Genomic DNA, 25,022 nt, shown 5'->3' with positions numbered 1-25,022 from the left:
ATGATGACCATGGTTCAGTCGAACATGAAGGATCCAAAGGCCATCACCGGCAAAACGGTGCTGGCTTGGTTGATAGGATTTTTTGGCGTTATTTTCACGGCCAATGCGATCTTTCTTTACCTCGCTTTCGGTTCATTCCCGGGGGTGGTCGTAGAAAGTTCCTATGAGGCCGGACAGGCCTACAATCGGGAAATTGCGGCTGCAAAGGCCCAGGAAGAATTGCGCTGGCAGGTGACCAACGAAGTTACGCGGACGACAGGTGCAGGTGCCAAGGTTCAGGTTACGGCGTTGGATGCGAAGGGCACGCCTCTTTATGGTGTGGATGTCAAAGCCGCGTTGCGGCGACCGGCTCAAGGGGAGGGGGATGTGGAACTCTTCCTGAATGCAGATGGCGGCGGCAGGTATACGGCAGACGTTTCTGACCTGCCCGCGGGCAACTGGAACCTGGTGTTGGTAATCGAGCAGGACGGTAAGCGGATGTTCAAATCCGAAAACCGGATTTTCCTGACGGATTGAGGCGACGGTTTTGACGGTTCATCAGCGCGATTGGCAGGCCTTTGTCACCCCGGGAAAGGACGGCGCGGTTCATATGGACCTCGCCGTCGACGGCATCACCTGTGCTGCCTGCATGGGCGAAATTGAGCGCGGTCTGCATCGTCTTCCCGGAATTCGCAATGCGCGGGTCAACCTGACCAGCCAGCGTCTCGCGGTCGATTGGGTTCAGGATGAAACCGGAGCCGATGAGATAGTCGCCGAGTTGGAGCGCCTCGGCTATGCGGCGCATCCCTTCGATCCGGCAAGTCAACGCGAACGCCAGGACAAAACCGGCAAGCAGTTGTTGCGTTGCCTGGCGGTCGCGGGCTTCGCCGGCATGAACATCATGCTGCTGTCCGTTTCCGTCTGGTCCGGAAACGCAACTGACATAACCCCGGAAACGCGCGATTTTTTCCACTGGTTGTCAGCATTGATTGCCTTGCCGACCGTTGCCTATTCGGGCCGTCCATTTGTGACAAGCGCGTTCAAGGCGCTCGCTGCCGGGCGGTTGAATATGGACGTGCCAATAGTGATCGGTGTTTTTCTTGCGGTTGCGCTTTCAGTCGTGCAAACGATCCAGCATCATCATCATGCCTATTTTGAATCTGCGGTGATGTTGCTCTTCTTCTTGTTGATCGGTCGTTATCTCGACCACAACATGCGCGGGCGCACGCGGTCCTTCGCTGAGAACATCGCTGCATTGAAGGCTGAAGTCGCAGCCCGGATCAATCCGGATGGCACCGTCCGCGAGGTTCCGCTTTCCAAGATCGAGACTGGTGACCTGGTCATGGTCTCCGGCGGTGAACGTGTCCCTGTCGACGGAGTTGTGGAAACGGGCGCTTCGGAAATCGACCAGAGCCTCGTGACGGGGGAAAGCGTACTTGTTCCCGTAAATCCCGGGCAGCGTGTTTATGCGGGTACCTTGAACGGGGCAGGAGCCTTGCAGGTACGTGTTGAGGCAGCGTCCGGTGCGACGCTCCTGGATGAGGTCAATCGGCTTCTTGAAACCGCATCACAGGCAAAGTCGAAGTATGTGCGCGTTGCGGATCGAGCAGCCCGGCTTTATGCACCGCTTGTGCATGGCGCAGCTGCCATCACTTTCCTTGGGTGGCTGCTTGCGGGACTGGCGTGGCAACCCGCGCTTGTGATTTCCATTTCGGTTCTGATCATCACCTGTCCCTGTGCACTCGGACTTGCGGTGCCCGCGGTCCAGGTCGTTGCCTCAGGACAGTTGTTTCGATGCGGTGTCCTTTTGAATTCAAGCGATGCGATCGAACGTCTGGCTGACATTGATACCATCTTGTTCGACAAGACAGGCACCTTGACACTGGCTGAACCGGAACTGTGCAGTGAAATAGACCCGGCAGACGACACCGTGCTTCTTGCCGGCCGGCTTGCTCTGGCCAGCCGGCACCCTTTGTCAGCTGCACTGGTCAAGGCAACGGGCGCAATCACACCGCTTGCTGAAGTGACTGAGATTTCTGGCGCAGGACTGGAAACAGAGGTTGCCGGCAAGACACTCCGGCTCGGCAGCCCGATGTTCTGTGGTGCGTCTCACCAGCAGATCGAGCAAGCCTTGTCCGAGACGCCCGGTGCATCGCTTCTTGCAATCCGCCACGGTGATGCGCCGGTTCGGCTTTTGACCTTCCGTCAGAGCCTGCGGCCTGATGCGCGCGCTGTCATTGATCAGCTGAAGGCGGATGGGTTCGCGCTAGAGATTGTCTCAGGAGACACGGAGCCGGCTGTCGCCGACTGCGCACGGGCTCTTGATGTGGAGGCCTGGCAGGCAGGCATGAAACCTGCCAGCAAGATTGCCCGGTTGGAAGCACTTCAAGCTGAAGGCAGGAACGTGCTGATGGTGGGGGATGGCCTCAACGATGCGCCGGCATTGGCGGGCGCAAATGTGTCGCTGTCTCCGGTCTCTGCGGTGCATTTGAGCCAGGCTGCTGCGGACGCGGTCTTTCTGGGCGAAAAGCTGCAGCCCGTTGCGGATGCGCTGCGTCTTTCAAAGAGAGCCCGAGCGGCGATCGAGCAGAACCTTTGGATATCTGTAGTCTACAACATCATTGCCGTACCGATCGCCGTTGCCGGCTTCGTGACACCGCTTATGGCCGCTGTCGCCATGTCTGCGTCTTCGCTGGCAGTGACGGCAAATGCGCTGAAACTGCGCTTCGGTGAGACCGCCAATTCACGTGAACCAGTGCCGGTTCGCAAGTCCCAAGACCAGCTGGCAAAGGGATAACGCTCATGGATGTGCTCATTTTCCTGATCCCGATAGCCTTGTTCTTGGGGGCGCTTGGCTTGGGCGCATTTCTTTGGTCTCTCAAGAGCGGCCAGTATGACGATCTGGAAGGTGCAAAATGGCGCATTCTGGACGATGACGATCTGCCCGACTGAACGGCGCTCTATTTGATAGCGTGAGCTTGTACTGACGACTACACTGCTAAGACTTGGTGCTAACGCCAGCCTTGGGATGTTGTGCGTGGGAAAGTTTCCCGAAGAAAACAAACCCGGTTACGCGGTCTATTCTCGAAGAACTCTCGCGCTCTACGACGCATTGGTTCTGGGGTTTTCCAACCGTTTCATCTGGCGCTGTCCAAGCAGGCATCTCATTGGACATCACGTGGCCAACTTGTCGGCTCGCCATCTTGATATCGGCGTCGGAACCGGCTTCTTCCTCGACAAGGCCAGGTTTCCTGCAAAGTCACCGCAAATTACTCTGCTTGATCCAAACAGAGAGTGTCTTGAAAGCGCGTCGGAACGCATCAGCAGGTACAAGCCGAAATCCGTTCATGCTGATGCTATGGTGCCATTACCCGGCGCTCTTGGTCACTTCGACAGTATTGGCCTGAACTATCTTCTGCATTGCCTGCCGGGCTCCATGGCTCGAAAGTCGGTTGTCTTCGATCACCTGAAACCCCATCTTTCCGAAGGGGGAACAGTCTTTGGATCAACCATCTTGCAAGTCGCAAATCCACGCCCTCTGCTCGCAAGCAAGCTCATGAGCATCTATAATGCAAGAGGCGTGTTTGCAAACGCTGACGACACTCTGGAAGCATTGCGAGCGGAACTCTCTGCGCGGTTCGCCGAGGTGTCCATTGAGATGATTGGATGTGTTGCCTTGTTTACTGCCAGATTTGCAAAAACCTGATGGGCAAGTTGCCGGTTAAATGCGAGTCCGCTGGCCTAGGCCAATGCGTTTGACATCGCCATGCCTGCTGCCAGCAATACCAGCGCGACACCGGCAATCAGTAAGAGATTCTCGCGCTGAAAAGATCTCTGACGCACATCAACGTCCGGTTGCTCGGCAGCAAACGTTTCTTCGTTTTGGAACATTTCTTGTTGCAAAGGCATATGACGGACAACCGGTAGAATGTGTGTTTAAGGCTTTGACGATACAGCGTTACCATGACGCTCAGAATTGAATCTCGTGTTAAACCGATAGGCGACAAAAGATTAATGTGGCGCAACATTACCGAGAGATGAAACCGTCTCTTTGCATCCAAACGGTTTTGTAAACGCCTTGCCAATCCATGCAGGCACTTTGGCCACTGCAATTCAAAGCAAGACAGGCACAAGCCTCTGGCTAACTCATTGTTCAGACTTTCATGTCAACACTGTCAGGAAACATGGAGGACTAGGTGAGCCTGGATCTTGCCTCGCTGACATTTTTGTTGGTCGAAGACAGTGCATATATGCGGACGATCCTGCGCACGATGCTGCAGGGTTTTGGCGCGCGCCGAATTGTCGAGGCTGAGGACGGTGCTTCCGGCCTCGAGGCGATGGACCGCGCCAATCCGGATATCTTGATCCTGGATTGGGTCATGCCCATTCTGGATGGCGCCGATATGGTTCGCATGATCCGCAGTCCCAACAATCCGTTTGCTTATATCCCGATAATCATGGTGACGGCGCATACGGAACGCAGCCGGATCGTTGAAGCACGCCGGCTCGGCGTGCATGAACTGTTGTCCAAACCGATTTCTGCGAAGTCTCTGTATCAGCGCGTCTCGAGCGTCATATTGCATCCGCGCGACTTCATCAAAACCGCCACCTACTTCGGTCCTGCACCGCGGGAAATCCGCAACCGCCAGAAGATCTGGCAGGGAGGACCTGGTCAGCCACAAGGCCAACCACCGGGCCAGGATGGTCCAGTCGAAAACGTTACCGCAATCGGTTGATTTTCAGGATATTCGTGCCGCCAACTCTGGCTGCGGTTAAGCAGCAGCGCCGGCTCTTGCCGACTGGTACGTCTCACCGCCTTGTGCAACGACAGAACTTCTGTCTTCCACTGCATCGGCAAATTGGGCCAGCACATCAAGATCAACAGTATAGTGGTCCAGAAGGAACTGAGACAGAACGTCAATGGGGAGGTGCTGATAGCCCTCGATGGCTGACATCAGAGCTTCTAAAGTGTCCAGCCGTTCACGCAGCTTGATCATGATTTCTCGCTTAGGTGATTTTCATACACACTGGAGATTTATGGTTAATAGTGCGTAAATCTGGCGAGTGCAAGTGCACGTCTAAGTATGCTTGGTGTAATCGGGAGCCGTCCACAATCTTTTGTGGTAGTTCAATCAATTTCGCAGGAATGTCTGCAGGAATCTTGCCGTTTTTGACGGTGAATAGGGAACATCTTACATGGCGAAAGTTGTCTACATACTGAACGGACCGAATCTCAACCTTCTTGGGAAACGGCAACCGGAGATATACGGTTCTAAGACGCTTGATGATGTTTGCCGGCTTTGCGAAATCATGGGTTCGGAAGTCGGGGTCGAAATCGTATTTCGTCAAAGCAATGCTGAACATGAACTCATAGACTGGATCCATGAGGCCCGCGAGAAGGCCGATGGGATTATCATAAACCCCGCCGCATATTCACACACGTCAATCGCTATTCTTGACGCGCTCAACACCTTTGACGCACCTGTTGTCGAGGTTCACATCTCGAATATCCATAAACGCGAGGATTTTCGCCACCATTCCTACGTTTCAGGGCGTGCGGATGCTGTGTTGGCAGGATGCGGCGTTGACGGGTATCTGCTGGCCGTCCGACATCTTGCGGACCTGCTCAGGTCAAAAGCCTGAATTTGTCCGTCTGGAATATGGAATCTAGCGGTTCAGATCGGCGCACTCAGTAGCCTTTGCCACTGAAAAACTCGGTTCGCACGGTTTCGAGAATAATCTTTATGTCGAGCAGCAGCGACTGGTTCTCGACATAGTGAAGATCGTGCTCCAGCCGCATGCGTGCCGGATATTCTTCCCGGGTCTCACCTCTGAAACCGCTGACCTGTGCCAGTCCTGTAATGCCTGGAAGAATTCTGTGGCGATCCATATATCTTGGATCAAACTCTTCGTACGGAACGCCGGCGGCGAGCATACCGGGCACATGCGGGCGAGGCCCAACGAGAGACATGTCCCCCTTCAATACATTGATCAGCTGGGGCAGCTCGTCGAAATTGCTCTTCCGCAGGAAGGAACCAACAGGTGTCACTCTGGGGTCATTCTGAACGGTTTGCACGACACCGCTATCGTCGCACATATTCTTGTACATCGTCCGGAACTTCAGCACTTCGAATGGCACGCCGTTCAAGCCATGTCGCCGCTGCTTGAAAAAAACAGGTCCTCGGCTCGTCAGTTTGATTGAAAGCGCAATCAGCACAAACAAAGGCATCAGCAGGACGAGCCCGAAGCTTGCTCCGACAACGTCGAGAGGTCGCTTCAGGAAGCGTGACCTGTTCTTTCGCGCAGATCGCAACCGACGCGGCTGCAGACCGGAAATTCCGGACAGCTTGATCGGTCCGCTGCGATGATCGTCAGCGTCATATGAGACAGTTTCGTTTGCCAAAATCCGTCAGCCTCGCGCGGTCGCGTGCAATGGGAGAACAACGGTAACATTGTACCTGTTGGGTCCTGTGCGCGCCACGAAATCGTAAACAACTGGTTAACAGAACTCGTAAAAGTTCTTCTTGTTAAGGATTTGGTTACCACGCAGAATTTGATCGCGCAATAATCCAAAGTTAAATGTGATGTGAAATTTTGGTAACGTTTTCAAAGGTGTGAGTCAGAGCGGTTGCAACCAAGTACAACCATTCTGAATACTGTCACCGTCAATACAACTTAGTAGCTTCTACCAATGCTTGTGTATTCGAACCCGCGGCTACCCATATAGTCAGAGGTGTAAATGTTGCGCAGGTCCACCACTTTCGGCGCGTTTAGAAGCGTTTTCATGCGCTCCAGATCCAGTGCCCGGAATTGATCCCACTCGGTAACAATGACAACGGCGTCCGCGTTTTCGATGGCGTGATAGGGCCCATCGCAGAACAGAACACCCGTCATGAGCTTCTCTGCTTCTTCCATGCTTGCAGGATCAAAGGCGCGGACGTTGGCACCGGCATCTTGCAATTTTTCGACAATGTCGAGGCTGGGCGCTTCACGCATGTCGTCCGTATTCGGCTTGAAAGCCAGTCCGAGCAGGGCAATGGTCTTTCCATCGACATCTCCGCCCAAGAAATCAATCACCTTGTCAGCCATCTTCTTTTTTCGGGCTGAATTCACCTCAATCACAGAGTCGACCACTTTCAGGTCGGACTGGGCGTCTGCGGCGATCTTTGACAGAGCAAGTGTGTCCTTGGGGAAACAGGAACCGCCGTAGCCTGGGCCAGCGTGCAGAAACTTTGAACCGATGCGGTTATCAAGTCCGATGCCACGCGACACTTCCTGAACATTGGCACCGACCTTTTCGCAAAGATCTGCGATCTCGTTGATAAAGGTGATCTTGACGGCGAGAAATGCATTCGCGGCATATTTGATCAATTCAGACGTGCGCCTGCGGGTGACAATGATCGGCGTTTCGTTGAGGTAGAGCGGCCGATAAAGCTCACGCATGACGTCCACGGCCTGTTCGCTCTCGGTTCCCACAACAACCCGGTCAGGGCGTTTGAAGTCATTGATTGCTGCACCTTCGCGCAGGAATTCCGGGTTCGAAACCACCGCGAATTCAGCATCAGGATTGGTTCGCTGAATAATGGCTTCCACTTCGTCACCTGTACCAACCGGTACGGTCGATTTCGTGACGATAACGGTAAAGCCTTCGATCAAGGCTGCGATTTCTTCTGCGGCAGCATAGACATAAGTGAGATCCGCATGGCCATCACCGCGCCGCGTTGGTGTGCCGACAGCGATAAAAACCGCGTCCGCCTGTCTGATTGCGTCCTCAGGATCGGTCGTGAAAAAAAGACGTTCTTCAGAAACGTTTTTTGCGACAAGATCCTGCAGGCCAGGCTCATAGATCGGGATCTCGCCATTGTTCAATGCATCGATCTTGGAGGTGTCCTTGTCAATGCATGTCACGACGTGACCAAAGTCGGCAAAACAAGTTCCGGACACCAGACCGACATAGCCGGTTCCAATCATTGCAACGCGCATTGTTCATTCCCGCTTTTGGAGGCTTCTCGGCGAACGCCAATCATCGAAAGTTGCGAACCGATTACATCCTGCAGCCGGAAAAGGCCAGACCTGAATGGGGAGACGGTCAATTTGCCCTTACGCTTTTGCAACGAGCCTCTGCAGTATTTTAGGCTGGGCAGCCGTCAAGATCTCAGACTGTAAGGAAACGCCTGACTTCGGCCTCGCAGAGGTCAGCACCGGACCCGGAGAGAACGATTTCGCCGCGGTCCATCACGGAATAGTCGTCTGCCAGATCGCGCGCAAACTCAAAATACTGTTCGACAAGCACAATGGCCATGGTGCCTTGATCCCTTAGCCAGGAAATCGCCCGTCCGATATCCTTGATGATAGACGGTTGAATACCTTCAGTCGGCTCGTCCAGGACCAGAAGCCTTGGCCGGGTAACAAGTGCACGTGCAATGGCGAGCTGCTGTTGCTGACCTCCGGAGAGATCTCCGCCGCGCCGGTTCAGCATGTCTTTCAGGACCGGAAACAGTTCGTAGATCGTTTCCGGGATATTTCGATCCTGGCGTTTCACTGGAGCGTAGCCGGTCTCCAGGTTTTCCTTCACCGACAGGAGCGGAAAAATCTCACGGCCTTGGGGCACGATGGCAATGCCGCTTTTTGCGCGCGCATGCGCTGGCAGCGTGGAAATGTCGGTTCCATCCCACACAATCTTGCCAGAGCTTATGCCATGCTGGCCGGCAACTGCGCGCAAAGTCGAGGTTTTGCCAACACCATTGCGGCCCATCAGGCACGTCACTTTGCCTATTTCGGCGTTGAGCGAGACGCCCTTGAGCGCCTGAGCAGCACCATAGTGAAGATCGATTTTCTCAACTTGCAGCATGTTTCAACGGCCCAGATAAACTTCGACAACCCGCTCATCCGCGGATACATGATCAAGCGACCCTTCTGCCAGCACCGAACCTTCATGAAGCACGGTAACTTTGACATCCAGGGATCGCACGAAGACCATGTCGTGTTCGACGACCACAACGGAATGGTCCTTGGCGATATCTTTCAACAGTTCCGCGGTTTCGGCGGTCTCCGCGTCGGTCATTCCAGCCGCAGGCTCATCAACCAGCAGAAGTTTCGGGTCCTGCGCAAGCAACATGCCGATCTCGAGCCATTGCTTTTGGCCGTGACTTAGGTTGGCGGCCAATTCATGGCGTTTCGACCCAAGCCGTATGAGATCAAGGAGGTGGTCAATGCGTTTCTTTTCGCTCTGAGCGATGACGTGAAACAGGGTTGAAAACGGGCCACGTGGAGCTTTAAGCGCAAGCTCAAGGTTGTCCCAAACCGTGTGGCTTTCGAACACCGTTGGTTTTTGAAACTTGCGGCCAATCCCGAGCTCGGCAATCGATGCTTCGTCTTCACCAGTTAAATCAATGGCACCATTGAAAAACACTTCTCCAGAGTCTGGGCGGGTTTTGCCTGTAATTACGTCCATCATGGTCGTCTTACCGGCTCCATTGGGACCAATAATGGCACGCATTTCCCCTGGAGCAATGATCAATGAAAGCTCGTTCAGCGCCTTGAAGCCGTCAAAGGAAACGGAAACGCCATCGAGATAGAGAAGGCTTGTTGCTCGGGCCATCGACTTACTCCGCAGGCTGTGGTTTGGCTGCGCCAGAGGCGTTAGGTGCAGTGTTCTCGGTTCTAGGGGAGACGTTTGCAGCAGCGCCTGGTGAGTGGGGCGCAGGGCTTGGCGGTTGATCGGAACCAGCTTCATATCTGGCGGAAATCTTGCGTTGCCTCAACGCGGTCCAACCGGAGCTAAGAGTGCCGACAATTCCCTTCGGCAGGAACAGCGTGACCACGACGAAAAGGCCACCAAGTGCAAACAGCCAGACGTCCGGTAGTGCTGCGGTGAACCAGGTCTTGGCAAAGTTGATCAGAACTGCACCGAGAACCGCACCGACCAGTGTTCCTCGTCCGCCAACGGCCACCCAGATGACCACCTCTATGGAATTCGCAGGCGCAAACTCGCCTGGATTGATGATACCGACCTGCGGCACATATAGCGCGCCTGCAATCCCTGCCATCATGGCGGACAGGGTCCAAACAAACAGTTTGTAGTGTTCGACCCGGTATCCCAGAAAACGTGTTCGGCTTTCCGCGTCGCGAACAGCTACGAGAACCTTGCCGAGCTTTGAACGCGTGATCGACCGGCAAATCAGGAAGCACAAGACCAGCGCAAGGCCTGAGGCTGCAAACAGGCCGGCGCGGGTCGTGTCGGCCTGAATATCGAAGCCGAGAATGTCCTTGAAATCAGTCAGGCCATTGTTGCCGCCGAAGCCCATGTCATTGCGGAAAAAGGCAAGCAGCAGGGCGTAGGTAAGCGCCTGGGTGATGATGGAAAGGTATACGCCGGTAACACGCGAGCGGAACGCGAACCAGCCGAACACGAAGGCAAGAGCACCTGGCACCAGCAGCACCATCAGCGCGGCGAACCAGAACATGTCGAAGCCATACCAGTACCAGGGCAAGTGCTCCCAGTTCAAAAACACCATGAAGTCTGGTAGGACCGGGTCGCCATAAACGCCACGGGTACCGATCTGACGCATGAGATACATGCCCATGGCATAGCCGCCAAGCGCGAAAAACGCGGCGTGGCCGAGCGAGAGAATGCCGCAATACCCCCAGACCAGATCAACTGCCAGGGCAAGCAGCGCATAGGTCAGGTACTTGCCCATTAGCGTCACGGCATAGGTCGGCACATGGAAGGGCGATGTCTCCGGAACCAGAAGATTGCCAGCCGGAATGAGGACAATCGCTGCTCCGAGTATCGCCAGGAACAATCCGGCTTTTGCGTCCATCGCACGGAAGAGAAAGGAAGACATCATGCTTCAACTGCCCGGCCCTTGAGGGCAAAGAGGCCTCTTGGACGCTTTTGAATAAAGAGAATGATGAAGACGAGCACGAAGATCTTGCCGAGCACGGCGCCGGCATAAGGCTCAAGAAACTTGTTGACGACCCCGAGTGTCATCGCACCGACGAGTGTGCCCCAGAGATTTCCGACCCCACCGAACACGACAACCATGAAACTGTCGATGATGTAGCCTTGGCCGAGATTGGGGGAGACATTGTCGATCTGGCTGAGCGCGACACCCGCTATACCGGCAATGCCCGATCCGAGCCCGAAGGTCAGAGCGTCGATCCACGGGGTGCGAATACCCATGGAGGCGGCCATGCGCCTGTTCTGTGTAACCGCGCGTGTATAAAGGCCAAAGGGAGTTTTCTTGAGAACCAGCATCAGTCCTGCAAAAACCAGCAATGCAAAGACGATGATCCACATCCGGTTATAGGTGATTGTCATTTGTCCAAGCTCGAACGCTCCAGACATCCAGTCAGGATTGCCGACTTCCCTGTTGGTCGGCCCGAAGATCGAGCGCACGGCTTGTTGCAGGATCAGTGAAATGCCCCATGTTGCGAGCAAGGTTTCAAGAGGCCGACCGTAAAGCCAGCGTATGACGCCGCGTTCGATCGCAATCCCAATCAAGCCGGCGACAATGAAGGCAAGCGGAAGCGCAATAAAGAGCGAGTATTCAAACAGCCCCGGCATAGAGGTGCGGATCACGTCTTGAACCACAAAAGTGGTGTAGGCGCCGATCATCACCATCTCGCCATGCGCCATGTTAATGACGCCCATCACACCAAACGTAATGGCAAGACCGATTGCCGCCAGCAACAAAACCGATCCCAGCGACACCCCGTACCAGATGTTTTGGGCCGCATCCCAAGCGGCAATTGACTTTTCAATCTTTGTAACGGCGTCGCTTGCAGCGGATTGGACCGCGCCTTCAGACGAGGCTCTGACACTTAAAAGCAACGAAAGGGCATCTCTGTTGCCCATGTCCGACAGAGTGGCAACAGCGTCAAGCTTTTGCGTCTCATCAAGATCTGAATTCAAAACGGCTGCCGCACGAGCCTGCTCCATGACACGGCGCACACCTTCGTCTTCTTCTGCAGCAAGTGCGACATCAAGTGCTTCAATGCCGTCCGGATCCTTGGCCTTGAAAATTGCCACAGCCGCCTGTCGCCGCACCTTCGGGTCCGATGCCATCAGCGTCAAGGAACCAAGCGCCGACCGGATCACCCGGCGCAGCTTGTTGTTGACCTTGATTTTTTTGACTTCGCGTCTTCCGGCTTCCCCTGCTGTCTCGAGCGTCAATGGATCCGTCAGGTTATAAGACTTGCCTTGCTTTTCAGCGATGAAGACGGCGCCGTCGGACTTGCGAAAGAAGAGATCGCCTTCGCTGAGTGCTTTCAGCGCTGGTGCAACAGCAGGATCGCCCGTTGCAGCCAGGGCGCCGATCTGCTGTTCCGTTTCGGCATATTTGCCTTTGGCAAGCTCGTTAATCAACGGGCGGAGCGTTTCCGGCTCGGACTGGGCAAGTGCTGGGCTCGCGATGGCGCCAGTGACAAGACCCAGGATCAGGAATAAGGATTTCAAGAAGGACATGTGTCCACCGGCGTTGTGAGCTTGAGATGGCGGCCTCTCTTTGAGGAACCGCTTGGTGGTGCCCGCAAAGCGGGAAACCGGTGCCTTGGATGTCGGCGTGTTCATCCAATTGAAACTGTTGGCAATCGATGGGCGGGAAGGATCCTTTGAGGCCTTTGTTGTCCGCGTCACGAACCAAGCCGATAGGGCGGGCCAAAGTGAAGGCCCGCCCCTGTGCTGGTGGATCCCTTAGGAACCGGAGCCGGTGCACTCGCCGGTAGCGGTGTTGAAGCTGCCGCAGGACATCGGAGCACGCCAGTCGGAAATCAGGTCCTTGGAGCCTTCCAGGTAGTCGGACCAGGCGTCGCCGACGACGAGGCCGGAGGTTTCCCAGACGGTTTCGAACTGGCCGTCATCCTGGATTTCACCGATCAGGACCGGCTTGGTGATGTGGTGGTTCGGCATCATTGCGCTGTAACCGCCAGTCAGGTTCGGCACCGTCACACCGACGATGGAGTCAATCACGGCATCGGGATCGGTCGTGCCGGCCTTTTCAACGGCCTCAACCCACATGTTGAAGCCAATGAAATGGGCTTCCATAGGGTCGTTTGTCACGCGCTCTTCGTCGCCGATAAAGGCATGCCAGGCGTCGATGAATTCAGCGTTGATGTCGGTGTCTGCGGACTGGAAGTAGTTCCAGGCAGCCAGATGGCCGACGAGCGGCTCTGTGTCGAGGCCTGCAAGTTCTTCTTCACCGACCGAGAATGCAACGACCGGAATGTCCTCGGCCTTGATGCCGGCATTCGCAAGCTCCTTGTAGAAAGGAACGTTGGCATCGCCGTTGATGGTGGACACAACAGCGGTCTTCTTGCCAGCGGAACCAAAGGTCTTGATGTCGGAAACGATCGTTTGCCAATCGGAGTGACCGAACGGCGTGTAGTTGATCATGATGTCTTCTTCAGCGACACCCTTCGACTTCAGGTAAGCTTCCAGGATCTTGTTGGTTGTCCGCGGGTAGACATAGTCCGTGCCAGCCAGGACCCAGCGCTCGACACCTTCTTCATTCATCAGGTAGTCAACTGCAGGAATGGCCTGCTGGTTCGGTGCCGCACCGGTGTAAAAGACGTTGCGCTGTGATTCTTCACCTTCGTATTGAACCGGATAGAACAGAAGTGAGTTCAGCTCTTCAAAAACCGGCAGAACGGACTTGCGCGAAACGGAGGTCCAGCAGCCGAAGACCGCATCGACACCGTTGACTTCAATCAGTTCACGCGCTTTTTCCGCAAAGAGAGGCCAGTCCGATGCGGGGTCGACGACAACCGCCTCGAGTTTCTTGCCGAGAAGACCACCCTTTTTGTTCTGCTCTTCAATGAGCATCAGCATGGCGTCTTTCAGCGTAGTTTCCGAAATCGCCATGGTGCCGGAGAGCGAGTGCAGGATACCAACCTTGATGGTTTCTTCTGCAGCTGCGCCGCCGATCATTGTGGAGGCCATCAGGCCTGCCAATGCGAGTTTGGTAAAAGACTTTTTCATATGAGTTCCCCTTTTCAATGACGTCGCCGGTTCCCGGCCGGCGAATGGCGGCTGGAAGGACTGCCGCTGTCGGGGAAGGATCGTGCGCCGGAACTGTTGCAGCGCAACATACGTCAATTGACGTAAGTGACCAAAACGGGGCTGCGACGAAGATAAGGCCGGTTCGGCACGAAAAATGCTGAGTGTTTTGGCTAACCAGGATAACGGGGCGGGAAAACGGGCTGATGAGGACGTGTGTTTGCCGAAAAAGCAGGCAAGTGCTGAATTATGAGGCAGTAACTTGCTTCATGACGGTACGCACACACGCCATTTTCGGGTTGAAGAAGCCGAATGCTGTCTTGGCTGCGAGGTCCGCCAAATGAATGCCCGTCAACGCATTCTGCCCATTCGGCGCCAATACAACAAATGGGTCAACAACCAGACGCTTGAAGACTATGCGTTGCGCTTCACCGCCAAGAGTGCGCGCAAGTTTTCCTCGCGCGCGATCTCACAAACAGCGATTGGAGCCATTTCCTTCCTGGCACTCGAGGCCATCGGCGGCGCCATCACGCTCTCACATGGAACCGCAAATGCTTTTCTTGCCATTCTGGTCGGCAGTCTTGTTCTTCTCGTAATTGGATTGCCGATCAGCCGGTATGCAATGCGCTACGGCGTAGATATCGATCTTCTGACCAGAGGCGCGGGTTTCGGCTATATCGGTTCAACGGTCACTTCGCTCATCTATGCCAGCTTCACCTTCATCCTCTTCGCCATTGAAGCGTCGATCATGTCGAGCGCGCTGGAATTTGCTTTCGGAGTCCCGCTCTGGCTTGGCTACATCATCAGTGCAGTGGCGGTCATTCCGCTTGTTACGCATGGCATTACCTGGATCAGCCGGTTTCAACTGGCCACACAGCCTTTCTGGATTATTCTCAACATTCTGCCCTTCGTTTTCATCGCCTTCACGGATTGGCAGGCCGTCGGTGAGTGGCTGAGTTTTTCCGGTATCGATCCAGCAACAGGCGCACCGGCGATGACTGGAGGAGGCTGGGACAACATCAGCCTCGTCAGCTTTGGTGCTGCCTCCGCAGTTATTCTGGCATTGATGGCCCAGATCGGCGAACAGGTCGACTTTCTTAGGTTTCTTCCCGCTCAGGATTTCGCCCGGAAGCGGCACCGCCTCGCTCTGTTTCTGGCTGGACCCGGCTGGGTTGTTCTGGGTGCTCCCAAAATGATTGCGGGGTCCTTCCTGGCGGTGCTTGTTTTGTCCCATGGGGTGCCGGTTGAACACGCGGATGAACCGGCGCGTATGTATGCTGTTGCTTTCGGCTACATGATCCCGAACGAGACCTTGGTGCTGCTGCTAATGGCGGCGTTTGTCGTCGTGGCCCAGCTCAAGATCAACGTCATGAACGCCTATGCTGGGTCGCTTGCATGGTCGAACTTCTTTTCACGTCTGACCCATTCTCACCCGGGCAGGGTGGTGTGGTTGGTCTTCAATGTCGGTATTGCACTGCTCTTGATGGAACTCGGCATCTATGGGCTTCTGGAAGAAACACTTGGTATCTTCTCCATTGTTGCCATGGCTTGGCTGTCTGCCATCTCGGCAGATCTGTTCATCAACAAGCCATTGGGCCTGTCGCCGCCGGGCATCGAGTTCAAGCGTGCGCATCTTTATGACATCAATCCGGTCGGCACCGGGGCAATGTTGTTGGCGGCGGGCTTGGCCCTTGCGGCCCATTTTGACATGTTCGGTGAGATCGCAGCAGCACTCGCAACGTTCCTGGCGATGGGGATTGCCTTTGTTACTGCACCTCTGATCGCCTACTTGACCGGGGGAAGATACTATCTGGCGCGAAAGCCGAGGCAGAGCTGGCAGAGCGCCGATCAGATCGCCTGCTCCATTTGCGAAAACCCGTTCGAGCCCGAAGACATGGCTTATTGCCCGGCCTATCGCGCTCCAATCTGTTCGCTATGTTGCTCGTTGGACGCTCGATGTCACGATTCCTGTAAACCGAAAGCGCGCCTTTCCTATCAGGTGGGGGCTGTCGCAGGAACGGTCTTACCCGAAAGAATGCTTGTCCATTTCCGGTCCCGGCTCGGGCGCTATGCCCTTTTTTCGTTCTTATCGGTGACCAGCATCGGCTTGGTGCTCTGGATTATCTATGCGCAGGCAGCAAGCCGGCTTGGCGATCCAACCGGGATTATTGCCCAAACCGTTGCATTGATTTTCTTCGTTTTCGCCATCGTTGCGGGCATCGCCTGCTGGTTTCTGGTTCTGGCCCACGACACCCGCCGGGTTGCGGAAGAAGAGTCAGTACGCCAGAACGCGCTCCTTCAAAAGGAAATCGACGCCCACGGGGTAACGGACGCGGCCTTGCAGAAGGCAAAGGAAGACGCTGAAGCGGCCAATCTTGCCAAGAGCCGCTATGTGGTCGGACTGAGCCATGAACTCAGAACGCCCTTGAACGCGGTCATGGGGTATGCGCAGGTCCTCGAGCGGGATGAAACTCTCCCGCCCGCGCGCAAGCCTGCCGTCAGCACTATACGCCGAAGCGCAGAGCATCTTTCTGGACTGATTGACGGTCTTTTGGATATCTCCCGCATCGAGGCGGGACGATTGCAGATCTATTCCAATGAAATCAACCTTCACGAATTTCTGGACCAGATCGTCGACATGTTCCGCATGCAGGCTGCCGCCAAAGGGCTCGGTTTCAACTATGTCAGGGCTCGCAACTTGCCGGTTTTCGTTCGAACAGACGAAAAGCGGCTGCGGCAAATTCTGGTCAATCTGCTCTCGAACGCGATCAAATTCACGGACGCTGGTGAGGTCTCATTGTCCATCAGCTATCGGTCCCAGGTCGCCAGCTTTGTTGTGAGCGACAGCGGCCCTGGCATTGCTCTGGATGAACAGGGAAAAATTTTTGAACCGTTCGGCCGCAGCAAGGCAGCCAGCGGTGCAAGGACGCCCGGACTCGGGCTCGGATTGACGATCACCAAATTGCTGACTGAGACGATGGGAGGTGCGATCGCGCTCGCCAGCGAGCCGGAAAAAGGCGCTTCATTTGAAGTCCGGCTCATGCTTGCGGCCGTGGATCGCCCGGTTGATACCGTTCGCCTTGAACGCCAGGTTCGTGGCTATGAGGGCCAGCACCGCACAATCGCAGTAATCGATGACAATCCGGACCATCGCGCCTTGGTGAGCGACATTCTCAAACCAATAGGCTTCACCGTTCTGGAAGCCGAGGACGCACAAACCTGCCTGGGCAATATCCTTGAGAAGGAACCCGATCTTTATCTCATCGATATCTTAATGCCCGGCATGAATGGATGGGAACTTGCAGAGGCCCTGCGGGACCGGACTGTGACTGCACCGATTGTCATGTTGTCGGCCAATATCGGTGATCAGGCTCTGCGGCCCGATGGCCCTTCCCATCATGATGCGACGCTGGCCAAGCCATTTGATATCGGCCAGTTGTTTGACCTTTTGCAGAAACACCTGTCGCTGATCTGGACTGAAAAACCAAATTTTGAAAACCGAATTCCTTTGCCTGCTACGAAATTGCGCTCACCTGGAGCCGATCAGGTGGCGGATCTGATCTCGCTTGCAGAGATCGGGTATGTGGAAGGCATCGAAGCGAAATTGACCGAGCTCGCCGAAACGCCGGAATTCCGCCCACTCACCGAAACCTTGCAGGGACATCTCACGCGTTTCGACTTCAAAGCCTACAAAGATGTCTTGAGCGGATTGGAATTACATGACGGATGAGCGCCGCGATACGGTTCTGGTCGTTGACGACAGCCCGGAAACGCTGGGCTTCGTCACTGAAGCGCTGAAGCAGACCGGCATTGCCGTGCTGGTTGCGACGAGCGGTGAAGCCGCGTTGTCCGTGTGCGATAAGGTGACACCCGACACGATATTGATGGACGCAGTCATGCCTGGCCTTGACGGGTTCGACACTTGCCGCAAGATCAAGGACAATCCTGCATTAAAGCATGTGCCGATTATCTTCATGACAGGTCTTTCTGAGACTGAACATGTGGTCAGGGCCCTGGAATCGGGGGGCGTGGACTTCCTCACCAAGCCCATTGACGTTGATGAGTTGAAAGCACGCATCAAGGTGCATCTGAAAAATGCGCGCTCTGTGCAAAGTGCGCATGTTGCACTTGATGCGGCAGGGCGCCATCTCGTGGCAGTGTCACGAGAAGGGGCAGTCCTCTGGTCGACGCCACAGATCCAGAACCTTCTTGCCCGCACTGGCACTGCGGAAAACAGTCTCTTCCGATTGGGCCGGGCATTGGGCGACTGGTTGGACGGCGCCGGACAGGCAAACGACCGGCGCAAAAGCTTCATGCTTGGACTGTCGGAAGAGCTTTCGGTTCAATTGCATCCGCTTGGCCGCGTCGGACCCGATGAAAACCTGTTCCGGGTGACTGCTGAAAACGAAGCCGGACAGATAAGCGCCTTGCAGGAGCGATTTGATCTCACCAATCGGGAAGCAGAGGTGTTGATCTGGATATCCAAAGGCAAGTCGAACAAGGACATCGGTGAAATCCTCGGTTTGTCCCCGCGCACGGTGAACAAGCATCTGGAGCAGATCTTCGTCAAACTCGGTGTTGAGAACAGGGCATCTGCCGCCGTCAGGGCAGCAGAAGTGATCTACGCACTTTAGACAGGTGTCATTCAACTGTAATGTCTTTGAAACATACGGAACGCCCCTAGGTCGACAAGTGGGCACCCTTCGCCTATGCATACATTAAAGCCGTGGAAAAACGGCACTAGACAATGCATGGAGGAGCGGGGATGCCGCAATTTAGGGAGGTGCAGCGGGCGTCTCTTTTGCCGGATCAGATAGCTGCTGACATCATGGCCAAGATCACCGATGGCGAATTGGTGCCCGGTGACTCATTACCGACAGAGCACAGCCTTGCCGACACTTTTGGCGTTAGCCGCAATGTCGTGCGAGAAGCCATCGCGAGGCTGCGTTCGGATGGCGTCATTGAATCCCGCCAAGGACGCGGTGCCGTCGTCAAACCCGTGTCGGAGCGCGAAACGTTCCGTGTCGATATTCGCGCGCTCGGCAAGTCGGACAATCTTGCCGATCTGTTCGAATTGCGCGGCATCCTGGAAATCGAAGCTGCAGGGCTCGCAGCTGAACGCCGAAGCGCCGAAGACCTTCAGGATATGCGAAATGCACTTGCCGAGATGGAAGGACAAGAGCAATTCGATGAAGAGCGATTGGAAGCAGATGCCGCGTTTCACCGCGCACTCGGAAATGCAACGGGAAACACCTATCTTTCCGGCATCATCGGATATATTTCGTCCCGGCTGAAAGACACCACCCGGGCGACGTCCAGCCTACATGCAAGGAAAGATCTGGTCGGCATTACGATTGCAGAACACCTGAAAGTTCTGAATGCAGTCGAGGCGTCTGACAAATCCGCTGCACGCGATGCCATGGCCGCTCATGTACGTGGCGCTGCCTCGCGGTTGAAGGTCAAATCCAAGCTGGCAGGCAGGCGCTAAGCATTTCCTGTTTGCGCAAGGTGAATTATCTGCTTGCACATCGCGCGCGCGCCAGCACTATTCGTTTTCAACAAGGATCATTCGCCGGTCATTTTGACCGCTGACGAGGCGAGGTGGATTTTGAGAGCGTTCACAGGGCAATTTACGCAACAGGAAGCCATTCCAGACGAAGCGATCGCGGCTGCGGTGGACGTTTTGAAATCCGGCCGCCTGCATCGCTATAATACCCTGGGCAGCGAGTTGAGCGTCGCAAGTGAGCTTGAGCGAGATTATGCAGCCTTTCAAGGCGCAAAATTCTGCCTTGCCTGCGCCTCTGGCGGTTATGCCATGTCGATTGCACTGCGTGCAGCTGGCGTTGTCCCAGGTGAAAAGATCCTCACAAACAGCTTTACCCTAGCCCCGGTTCCAGGTGCGATTGCATCTGTCGGCGCAGTCCCTGTTCTTGTTGAGATTACACCGAACCTTGTGATCGACCTGAACGATCTGCGCAAGAAAATCACCGACAGCAACGCGAAGTTCCTGCTGTTGTCGAACATGCGCGGACACCTGTGCGACATGGATGAACTTGTTGGGATCCTGAACGAGACCGGCGTGACGCTTCTCGAAGACTGCGCTCATACAATGGGCGCACGCTGGAACGGGACTCTGAGTGGAAATTTCGGCCTGGCGGGGTGTTTCTCGGCACAGACCTATAAACACGTCAATTCCGGGGAAGGAGGACTTCTGACATCTGATGATCCTGACTTCATGGCCCGGGCCATCATGCTCTCTGGCTCATACATGCTTTATGAGCGACATGGTGCAGCGCCTGCAAGGCAGCACTTTACCGACGCGCGCCTTGATACCCCGAACATGTCCGGCCGGATGGACAATCTGAGAGCAGCAATCCTGAAGCCTCAGATTGCAACACTGGAAGCAAACATTCAGCGCTGGAATCAACGTTACGATCTTGTCGCCACGCACTTGGGCCGCTCGGCCACAGTTGTCGTGCCAGAGCGCTCATCGAAAGAATTTTATGTCGGCAGCTCTGTCCAGTTCCGTATTCCCGGAATTGCTGAGCCTGATGCGAGGCAGTTTGTGGCTGATGCCAAATCATTGGGTGTGGAACTGAAATGGTTCGGCGACAGGGACCCCGTTGCCTTTACCTCAAATCATCACAGTTGGCGGTATCTGGAAAGTCAGATATTGCCGCAGACCGACGACGTTCTCGCAGGTTTGTTCGACATGCGGATCCCGCTTACGTTTTCACTGGATGATTGCCGGCAGGTCTCGGAAATCATCGTGCATTGCGCCGAAGGTCTCGTCCTCGACGGCGCAGCCTGACACTTGAGTTCACTGGGTGCTCCCTTTGAAAGCGCAATGCCGGGTCCACAAAAGGTCTGACGGATCAGCTCCGCATGAGTAGATGTCCGGGATCATATGGTGAATGTGGAATGACGGTCGCCGTGATCAACTCGCCGCACAGATCGAGCGTCATGGTGTTTCCGACTTCTGAAAAGGCCGGGTCAACAAAGGCATAGGCCAGGTTCAGTCCAACCCTGTGTCCCCAGTCGCCGGACGTCACCGTACCGACGACTCGCGCATCCATCATGAGCGAGGCTCCCGGTGGCGCCGGCGCATGTTCGGCTTCAATTCTCAGCGTAACCATCCTTTTGGTTGGCCCATTCGCCATGTGTTCTTGAAGGGAGGCTCTTCCAATGAATGTGTCCTTGGACATTTTCACAAATCGATCGAGGCCGGTCTCAAAGGGATTGAACTCAGTCAGAAGATCCGCCTTCCAGTGGAAAAAGCCTTTCTCCAGGCGCATGGTCTCCACCGCGCGCGCACCAAACAGCTTCATGTCAAACGGCGCTCCTGCCTTTCGGAGCGCAAGATATGCGCCATAGAGCGACGCATTCGGAACATGGATTTCATAGGCCAATTCACCGGAGAAGCTCACTGACATGACTGTGGCAGGCGCAAATCCGACAAAACACTCGCGGACGCTAAGCCACGGAAAGGCTTCAGCGGACCAGTCGCCTCGTGCGCATCCGGACAGGACCTTTCTTGCATTCGGTCCGGCAAGAACAAGGATGGTCTGATCATTGGTCAGGCTTTTGATCTCAACATCTTCGTTGTCTCGAAGGTGCTGCTGCAGCCAGTCCATGTCATGGAATTCACTTGCAGCGGCAGAGCCATACCAGACGCGGGCTGGGCCGCGATCGCTCCTTGGCAAGTTTGCAAATGTTGCTTCGCATTTGATCCTGCCATGATGATTGAGAAGATAGCCAAGTCCGACACGGCCATCGCGCTTTGGAACAGTGCTGCAGACGAGACGATCCAGAAAGGAATGCCGGTCGGCGCCTGAAATCTCAATTCTGTTGAAACCATTGACTTCGCAAAGGCCGACGTTGTCCCGGACGTTTTCAACCTCGTGCTTGACCACCTCAAACGCTTCATCGAACCCGTAGCCAAGTGAGGGATGAAAGGCTTCATTTGGCTTGATGTAGTCGACGCGTTCCCAGCCATTGACCACAGTGAACTCTGCACCCTCGACCTTCAATATGGGCGTGAGCGGGGTTGTTTTGGCCGGTCTTCCAGCAGGTCGGTGTTCATGTGGAAAGTGAAAACGGAATTCGTTCTGATAGTCTTCGATCGCTTTCACTGATGTCAGCTCGACATTGGCATGCCCGGTAAATCTTCGCGGGTCGATGCACCAGGTATCGTAGCAGGCCTCGCCGTGAACGATCTGCTGGGCCAGAAGCCATCCGTGGCCGCCACCTTCTCCAAGGCCAGCTCTGAGGCCGATTATGCAAAAGGCGTTTCGCTTGCCCGGAATGGGGCCGACAAGCGGTGCCCCGTCAATCGTATAGGTTATGGGGCCGTTTATTACCGAGCGGATTCCGGCACTTGTGAGCGCGGGCATTCTTGCAAATGCGCCTTCCAAAACATCCATGATGCGATCGAGATCGTCTGGACAAAGCGCGTTGACGAAGTTTGGGTCAATGCCATCCATGCCGAAGGTCTTGCAGCCTTGCTCGTAAAAACCGATCAGCAGTCCCTGTTTTTCCTGGCGGCAATAATAGTCGCTGATGGGGCACCGAATGAGCGGCATCCGGTGACCTGCCGCAACAATCTCCGGAATGTCTTCGGTAAGAAAATACTGGTGTTCCATGGAGGCGACCGGGTGGTGCACATCCATCATGGCGGCGACTTCATTGACCCGATAGCCGCACGCGTTGACAACGACATCGCAGTCAATATCTCCGTGTTCGGTATGCACCGTCCATGTGTCGTCCCGGTGTTGGGTTAAAGCCGTTACGGGGGTGTTGCGGTAGATTTCAGCGCCTGCCTTGCGGGAATGAAAGGCGAGGGCCTGGCACAATTGAGCAGGGTCGATGTCGCCGTCCAGGGGATCCCACAATCCACCCAGGAGATTATCCTTGGAAACCAGCGGGTGACGGCGGGCGCATTCGTCTGCGTCAATAACTTCAAAATGCACGTCCATTGCACGAGCCATGGAGGCGAAATGCCGATAACCCTGCATCTGGGCTTTGGTATTCGCCAGCCGCATACCACCATCGCCATGATGATAGTTGATCGGGTAATCAGGGTTCTCCGCAAGTTCCTTATACAGGCGGATGGAATGACTTTTGAGGCCGACCATCGTTTGGTTCATGCCAAAGTTCGTCACTTGGGCTGCTGAATGCCAGGTCGTGCCACTTGTCAGCTCATTGCGTTCGACGAGGACAACGTCGCTCCAGCCTTCTTGCGTGAGATGAAAGAGCGTTGAGCATCCAGCAATGCCTCCGCCGATGACCACGGCCCTGGTACGCGACTTCATTCAGTTAAACTCCAAATTCGGTGGAGCGCCCATAAAGCCGAATGCCCAGACTGCCGACAATGTAGTGATCTATAATTTCGAGAAATTAGAAATATAAAGACGATTTTTTCAAAATTTGCTCAATTTCATTGCACCGGCTTTGTGGATCTTCTGAAATTGCCTGCAAAGGTTCTGGAGGGTCCGTCATGGCGGGAGGTCTGAGGAAGAGAGGTGGCCGCAAGGAGCGATTGGCAATGCGGGCCGCAAAACCTTTGATCGACCCGTGTCCGCCCGGTCAGCTGGGGGGGCGGTACAGGCCGCTCGAAGACCATGAACTGCGTCAGGTTTTTCAAACCGCACTTGACTTGCTTTCGCATCTGGGAATGGGAGAGGTGCCAGCTCGGCTTCGAACCGATCTGCTGGCTGCGGGCGCAAAGCAAGCGAGTGGCGACAGACTGTGCTTTCCCCAAAAGCTTGTTGAGGCTGCGATCGCTTCAGCCGCCAAATCCTTCACTTTTCACGGGAGGGATGAGCAACGGTCGATTGTGGTCGGTGGTGACCGGGTCTATTTCGGAACCGGAGGCGCGGCAGTTCAAACGCTTGATATGGAAACCGGTCTTTATCGACCGTCGACGCTTGCGGACCTTCACAATTTCGCCCGGCTTCAGGACGTGTTGCAGAATGTCAGCTGGTTTACCCGCTGCTGCGTTGCAACGGATGTTCCGGACAATTTCGATCTGGATGTGAACACCGTTTATGCGCTTCTCAAAAACACCACCAAACCGATCGCGACCTCTTTCACGTTGCCGGAACATGTGAGCCCAATTGTGGAGATGCTGGATGTTGCTGCTGGTGGCAGAGGTGAGTTCGCAAAACGACCGTTTCTGAAGGCGCATATCAGCCCGGTGATCTCTCCTCTGAGGTATGGTGAGGACGCTGTTGGGGTGGTTTATGAATGCATCCGTCACAAGATACCGATGACGTGTATCACGGCCGCGCAGGCAGGTGCGACGGCACCGGCGACATTGGCCGGTTTTCTGGCGCAGTCACTTGCGGAAACCCTTGCGAGCCTTGTCATGGTGCACGCCATTTGCCCCGGGTTTCCGATGATCTTTTCCAACTGGCCACTTGTTGTGGACCTGCGCACAGGTGCCTTTTCAGGCGGCGGTGGGGAAACAGCCCTTTTGAACGCCGCTTCCGCACAATTGACGAACTGGCTTGGGCTTCCTTCCGGTGTTGCCTGTTCCATGACCGATGCCAAGGCTGTCGATGCACAGGCCGGTGTTGAAAAGGGCATTACATCGCTTGCAGCAGCACTGGCAGGTGGCAACCTGATTTACGAAAGTTCGGGCATGACGGCATCCTTGTTGGGGGCAAGTTTTGAAGCCTTCGTATTGGACGATGAAATGCACTCTCTCACTTATCGCACCTTACGCGGCATAGAGGTGACTGAGAAAAGCCTCGCCTTTGAAACCATTCGAGACGCAGTTCTGGGAGAAGGACATTTTCTAGGCTGCGAAAACACTTACCAGGCCATGGAACGGGACTATTTTTACCCTGCACTCGCGGATCGGGACGAGCCGAGAACCTGGGCGCAAAACGGCGCACAAGATGCCTGGGGGCGGGCGCGTGAACGCGCAACGGATATTCTCAACAGCCATCACCCGGTTTATCTCGACAAGGAAGAAGACCGGTATATCAGAAGCCGCTTCAAGATCCTTTGAAGGTCCACTGGAGCTTCCCAGTTATTTCAA

Annotated in this window: 21 protein-coding genes; 11 read left to right on the top strand and 10 right to left on the bottom strand. The window is 55.2% G+C overall.

Annotated elements, in window-relative coordinates:
- The 4 genes from K1718_RS21315 (at position 1) to K1718_RS21300 (ending at position 3,685) form a co-directional block, all read left to right on the top strand.
- The gene (locus tag K1718_RS21315; RefSeq protein WP_209006667.1) at positions 1 to 516 is read left to right on the top strand and encodes a FixH family protein; all 516 of its coding nucleotides are present in this window, start codon (positions 1 to 3) and stop codon (positions 514 to 516) included.
- A 10-nt stretch (positions 517 to 526) separates the two neighbouring features.
- Complete coding sequence (locus K1718_RS21310; RefSeq protein WP_265680924.1) at positions 527 to 2,776, top strand: heavy metal translocating P-type ATPase; 2,250 nt, start codon at positions 527 to 529, stop codon at positions 2,774 to 2,776.
- A gap of 5 nt (positions 2,777 to 2,781) precedes the next feature.
- Positions 2,782 to 2,931, top strand: a complete 150-nt coding sequence (gene ccoS / locus K1718_RS21305) for a cbb3-type cytochrome oxidase assembly protein CcoS (protein ID WP_152502863.1) — start codon at positions 2,782 to 2,784, stop codon at positions 2,929 to 2,931.
- Between the two features lie 85 nt (positions 2,932 to 3,016).
- Positions 3,017 to 3,685, top strand: a complete 669-nt coding sequence (locus K1718_RS21300) for a class I SAM-dependent methyltransferase (protein WP_265680925.1) — start codon at positions 3,017 to 3,019, stop codon at positions 3,683 to 3,685.
- Between the two features lie 35 nt (positions 3,686 to 3,720).
- Here K1718_RS21300 and K1718_RS21295 read toward each other — a convergent pair whose 3' ends face one another.
- On the bottom strand, positions 3,721 to 3,870 hold the full coding sequence (locus K1718_RS21295; RefSeq protein WP_173006106.1) for a hypothetical protein: 150 nt from the start codon (positions 3,868 to 3,870) through the stop codon (positions 3,721 to 3,723).
- A gap of 359 nt (positions 3,871 to 4,229) precedes the next feature.
- On the opposite strand from K1718_RS21295, the gene K1718_RS21290 reads away from it, so the two are divergent.
- The gene (locus tag K1718_RS21290) at positions 4,230 to 4,715 is read left to right on the top strand and encodes a response regulator (RefSeq protein WP_247649435.1); all 486 of its coding nucleotides are present in this window, start codon (positions 4,230 to 4,232) and stop codon (positions 4,713 to 4,715) included.
- A 36-nt stretch (positions 4,716 to 4,751) separates the two neighbouring features.
- Here K1718_RS21290 and K1718_RS21285 read toward each other — a convergent pair whose 3' ends face one another.
- Positions 4,752 to 4,976 carry a hypothetical protein gene (locus tag K1718_RS21285; protein ID WP_265680926.1) on the bottom strand — a complete coding sequence of 75 codons (225 nt, stop codon included), beginning with the start codon at positions 4,974 to 4,976 and terminating at the stop codon, positions 4,752 to 4,754.
- 199 nt (positions 4,977 to 5,175) lie between these two features.
- Between K1718_RS21285 and aroQ the strand changes: the two genes are divergently transcribed.
- Positions 5,176 to 5,622, top strand: coding sequence for a type II 3-dehydroquinate dehydratase (gene aroQ / locus K1718_RS21280; protein WP_265680927.1), 447 nt, complete (start codon positions 5,176 to 5,178; stop codon positions 5,620 to 5,622).
- A gap of 46 nt (positions 5,623 to 5,668) precedes the next feature.
- Here the strand turns inward: aroQ and K1718_RS21275 are convergent, their stop codons facing one another.
- From K1718_RS21275 to urtA, 7 genes are all read right to left on the bottom strand, one after another.
- Positions 5,669 to 6,382 carry a sugar transferase gene (locus tag K1718_RS21275; protein WP_274706373.1) on the bottom strand — a complete coding sequence of 238 codons (714 nt, stop codon included), beginning with the start codon at positions 6,380 to 6,382 and terminating at the stop codon, positions 5,669 to 5,671.
- Positions 6,383 to 6,654: 272 nt separating this feature from the next.
- Positions 6,655 to 7,962, bottom strand: a complete 1,308-nt coding sequence (locus K1718_RS21270; protein ID WP_265680928.1) for a UDP-glucose dehydrogenase family protein — start codon at positions 7,960 to 7,962, stop codon at positions 6,655 to 6,657.
- 172 nt (positions 7,963 to 8,134) lie between these two features.
- Positions 8,135 to 8,830: an urea ABC transporter ATP-binding subunit UrtE gene (gene urtE, locus K1718_RS21265; RefSeq protein WP_152502856.1), complete on the bottom strand. Its 696-nt coding sequence runs from the start codon at positions 8,828 to 8,830 to the stop codon at positions 8,135 to 8,137.
- 3 nt (positions 8,831 to 8,833) lie between these two features.
- A complete protein-coding gene (gene urtD / locus K1718_RS21260; RefSeq protein WP_265680929.1) occupies positions 8,834 to 9,580 on the bottom strand; it encodes an urea ABC transporter ATP-binding protein UrtD in 747 nt (248 codons plus the stop codon).
- Between the two features lie 4 nt (positions 9,581 to 9,584).
- On the bottom strand, positions 9,585 to 10,829 hold the full coding sequence (gene urtC / locus K1718_RS21255; RefSeq protein ID WP_265680930.1) for an urea ABC transporter permease subunit UrtC: 1,245 nt from the start codon (positions 10,827 to 10,829) through the stop codon (positions 9,585 to 9,587).
- Complete coding sequence (urtB, locus tag K1718_RS21250; protein WP_265682508.1) at positions 10,826 to 12,448, bottom strand: urea ABC transporter permease subunit UrtB; 1,623 nt, start codon at positions 12,446 to 12,448, stop codon at positions 10,826 to 10,828. The genes urtC and urtB overlap by 4 nt, the downstream gene beginning before the upstream one ends.
- Before the next feature lie 228 nt (positions 12,449 to 12,676).
- Complete coding sequence (urtA, locus tag K1718_RS21245) at positions 12,677 to 13,960, bottom strand: urea ABC transporter substrate-binding protein (RefSeq protein ID WP_265680931.1); 1,284 nt, start codon at positions 13,958 to 13,960, stop codon at positions 12,677 to 12,679.
- 358 nt (positions 13,961 to 14,318) lie between these two features.
- Here urtA and K1718_RS21240 point away from each other — a divergent pair, with 358 nt between their 5' ends.
- The 4 genes from K1718_RS21240 (at position 14,319) to K1718_RS21225 (ending at position 20,789) form a co-directional block, all read left to right on the top strand.
- Entirely contained in the window at positions 14,319 to 17,708 is a 3,390-nt protein-coding gene (locus tag K1718_RS21240) for a hybrid sensor histidine kinase/response regulator (RefSeq protein ID WP_265680932.1), read from the top strand.
- On the top strand, positions 17,698 to 18,612 hold the full coding sequence (locus K1718_RS21235) for a response regulator transcription factor (protein WP_152502851.1): 915 nt from the start codon (positions 17,698 to 17,700) through the stop codon (positions 18,610 to 18,612). Before K1718_RS21240 ends, K1718_RS21235 begins: the two co-directional genes overlap by 11 nt.
- A gap of 131 nt (positions 18,613 to 18,743) precedes the next feature.
- Positions 18,744 to 19,466, top strand: a complete 723-nt coding sequence (locus K1718_RS21230; protein WP_173006105.1) for a FadR/GntR family transcriptional regulator — start codon at positions 18,744 to 18,746, stop codon at positions 19,464 to 19,466.
- A gap of 120 nt (positions 19,467 to 19,586) precedes the next feature.
- The gene (locus K1718_RS21225) at positions 19,587 to 20,789 is read left to right on the top strand and encodes a DegT/DnrJ/EryC1/StrS family aminotransferase (RefSeq protein WP_265680933.1); all 1,203 of its coding nucleotides are present in this window, start codon (positions 19,587 to 19,589) and stop codon (positions 20,787 to 20,789) included.
- 64 nt (positions 20,790 to 20,853) lie between these two features.
- Here the strand turns inward: K1718_RS21225 and K1718_RS21220 are convergent, their stop codons facing one another.
- The gene (locus K1718_RS21220) at positions 20,854 to 23,289 is read right to left on the bottom strand and encodes a GcvT family protein (RefSeq protein WP_265680934.1); all 2,436 of its coding nucleotides are present in this window, start codon (positions 23,287 to 23,289) and stop codon (positions 20,854 to 20,856) included.
- Positions 23,290 to 23,474: 185 nt separating this feature from the next.
- On the opposite strand from K1718_RS21220, the gene K1718_RS21215 reads away from it, so the two are divergent.
- Positions 23,475 to 24,992, top strand: a complete 1,518-nt coding sequence (locus K1718_RS21215) for a trimethylamine methyltransferase family protein (RefSeq protein WP_265680935.1) — start codon at positions 23,475 to 23,477, stop codon at positions 24,990 to 24,992.
- Positions 24,993 to 25,022 lie beyond the last annotated feature (30 nt).

Origin of the sequence: Roseibium porphyridii, assembly GCF_026191725.2 — a bacterium.
Taxonomy (GTDB): domain Bacteria; phylum Pseudomonadota; class Alphaproteobacteria; order Rhizobiales; family Stappiaceae; genus Roseibium; species Roseibium porphyridii.
This window is presented reverse-complemented; position numbering and strand designations above follow the sequence as displayed.

What these genes read in the sequence shown, in the direction of transcription:
- aroQ (WP_265680927.1), top strand. Translation starts at nt 5,176, where the DNA reads ATGGCGAAAGTTGTCTACATACTGAACGGACCGAATCTCAACCTTCTT.
- K1718_RS21295 (WP_173006106.1), bottom strand. Translation starts at nt 3,870, where the DNA reads ATGTTCCAAAACGAAGAAACGTTTGCTGCCGAGCAACCGGACGTTGAT.
- K1718_RS21285 (WP_265680926.1), bottom strand. Translation starts at nt 4,976, where the DNA reads ATGATCAAGCTGCGTGAACGGCTGGACACTTTAGAAGCTCTGATGTCA.
- urtA (WP_265680931.1), bottom strand. Translation starts at nt 13,960, where the DNA reads ATGAAAAAGTCTTTTACCAAACTCGCATTGGCAGGCCTGATGGCCTCC.
- K1718_RS21270 (WP_265680928.1), bottom strand. Translation starts at nt 7,962, where the DNA reads ATGCGCGTTGCAATGATTGGAACCGGCTATGTCGGTCTGGTGTCCGGA.
- K1718_RS21290 (WP_247649435.1), top strand. Translation starts at nt 4,230, where the DNA reads ATGCGGACGATCCTGCGCACGATGCTGCAGGGTTTTGGCGCGCGCCGA.
- K1718_RS21240 (WP_265680932.1), top strand. Translation starts at nt 14,319, where the DNA reads ATGAATGCCCGTCAACGCATTCTGCCCATTCGGCGCCAATACAACAAA.
- urtB (WP_265682508.1), bottom strand. Translation starts at nt 12,448, where the DNA reads ATGTCCTTCTTGAAATCCTTATTCCTGATCCTGGGTCTTGTCACTGGC.
- urtE (WP_152502856.1), bottom strand. Translation starts at nt 8,830, where the DNA reads ATGCTGCAAGTTGAGAAAATCGATCTTCACTATGGTGCTGCTCAGGCG.
- K1718_RS21235 (WP_152502851.1), top strand. Translation starts at nt 17,698, where the DNA reads ATGACGGATGAGCGCCGCGATACGGTTCTGGTCGTTGACGACAGCCCG.
- urtC (WP_265680930.1), bottom strand. Translation starts at nt 10,829, where the DNA reads ATGATGTCTTCCTTTCTCTTCCGTGCGATGGACGCAAAAGCCGGATTG.
- urtD (WP_265680929.1), bottom strand. Translation starts at nt 9,580, where the DNA reads ATGGCCCGAGCAACAAGCCTTCTCTATCTCGATGGCGTTTCCGTTTCC.
- K1718_RS21220 (WP_265680934.1), bottom strand. Translation starts at nt 23,289, where the DNA reads ATGAAGTCGCGTACCAGGGCCGTGGTCATCGGCGGAGGCATTGCTGGA.
- ccoS (WP_152502863.1), top strand. Translation starts at nt 2,782, where the DNA reads ATGGATGTGCTCATTTTCCTGATCCCGATAGCCTTGTTCTTGGGGGCG.
- K1718_RS21315 (WP_209006667.1), top strand. Translation starts at nt 1, where the DNA reads ATGATGACCATGGTTCAGTCGAACATGAAGGATCCAAAGGCCATCACC.
- K1718_RS21230 (WP_173006105.1), top strand. Translation starts at nt 18,744, where the DNA reads ATGCCGCAATTTAGGGAGGTGCAGCGGGCGTCTCTTTTGCCGGATCAG.
- K1718_RS21215 (WP_265680935.1), top strand. Translation starts at nt 23,475, where the DNA reads ATGGCGGGAGGTCTGAGGAAGAGAGGTGGCCGCAAGGAGCGATTGGCA.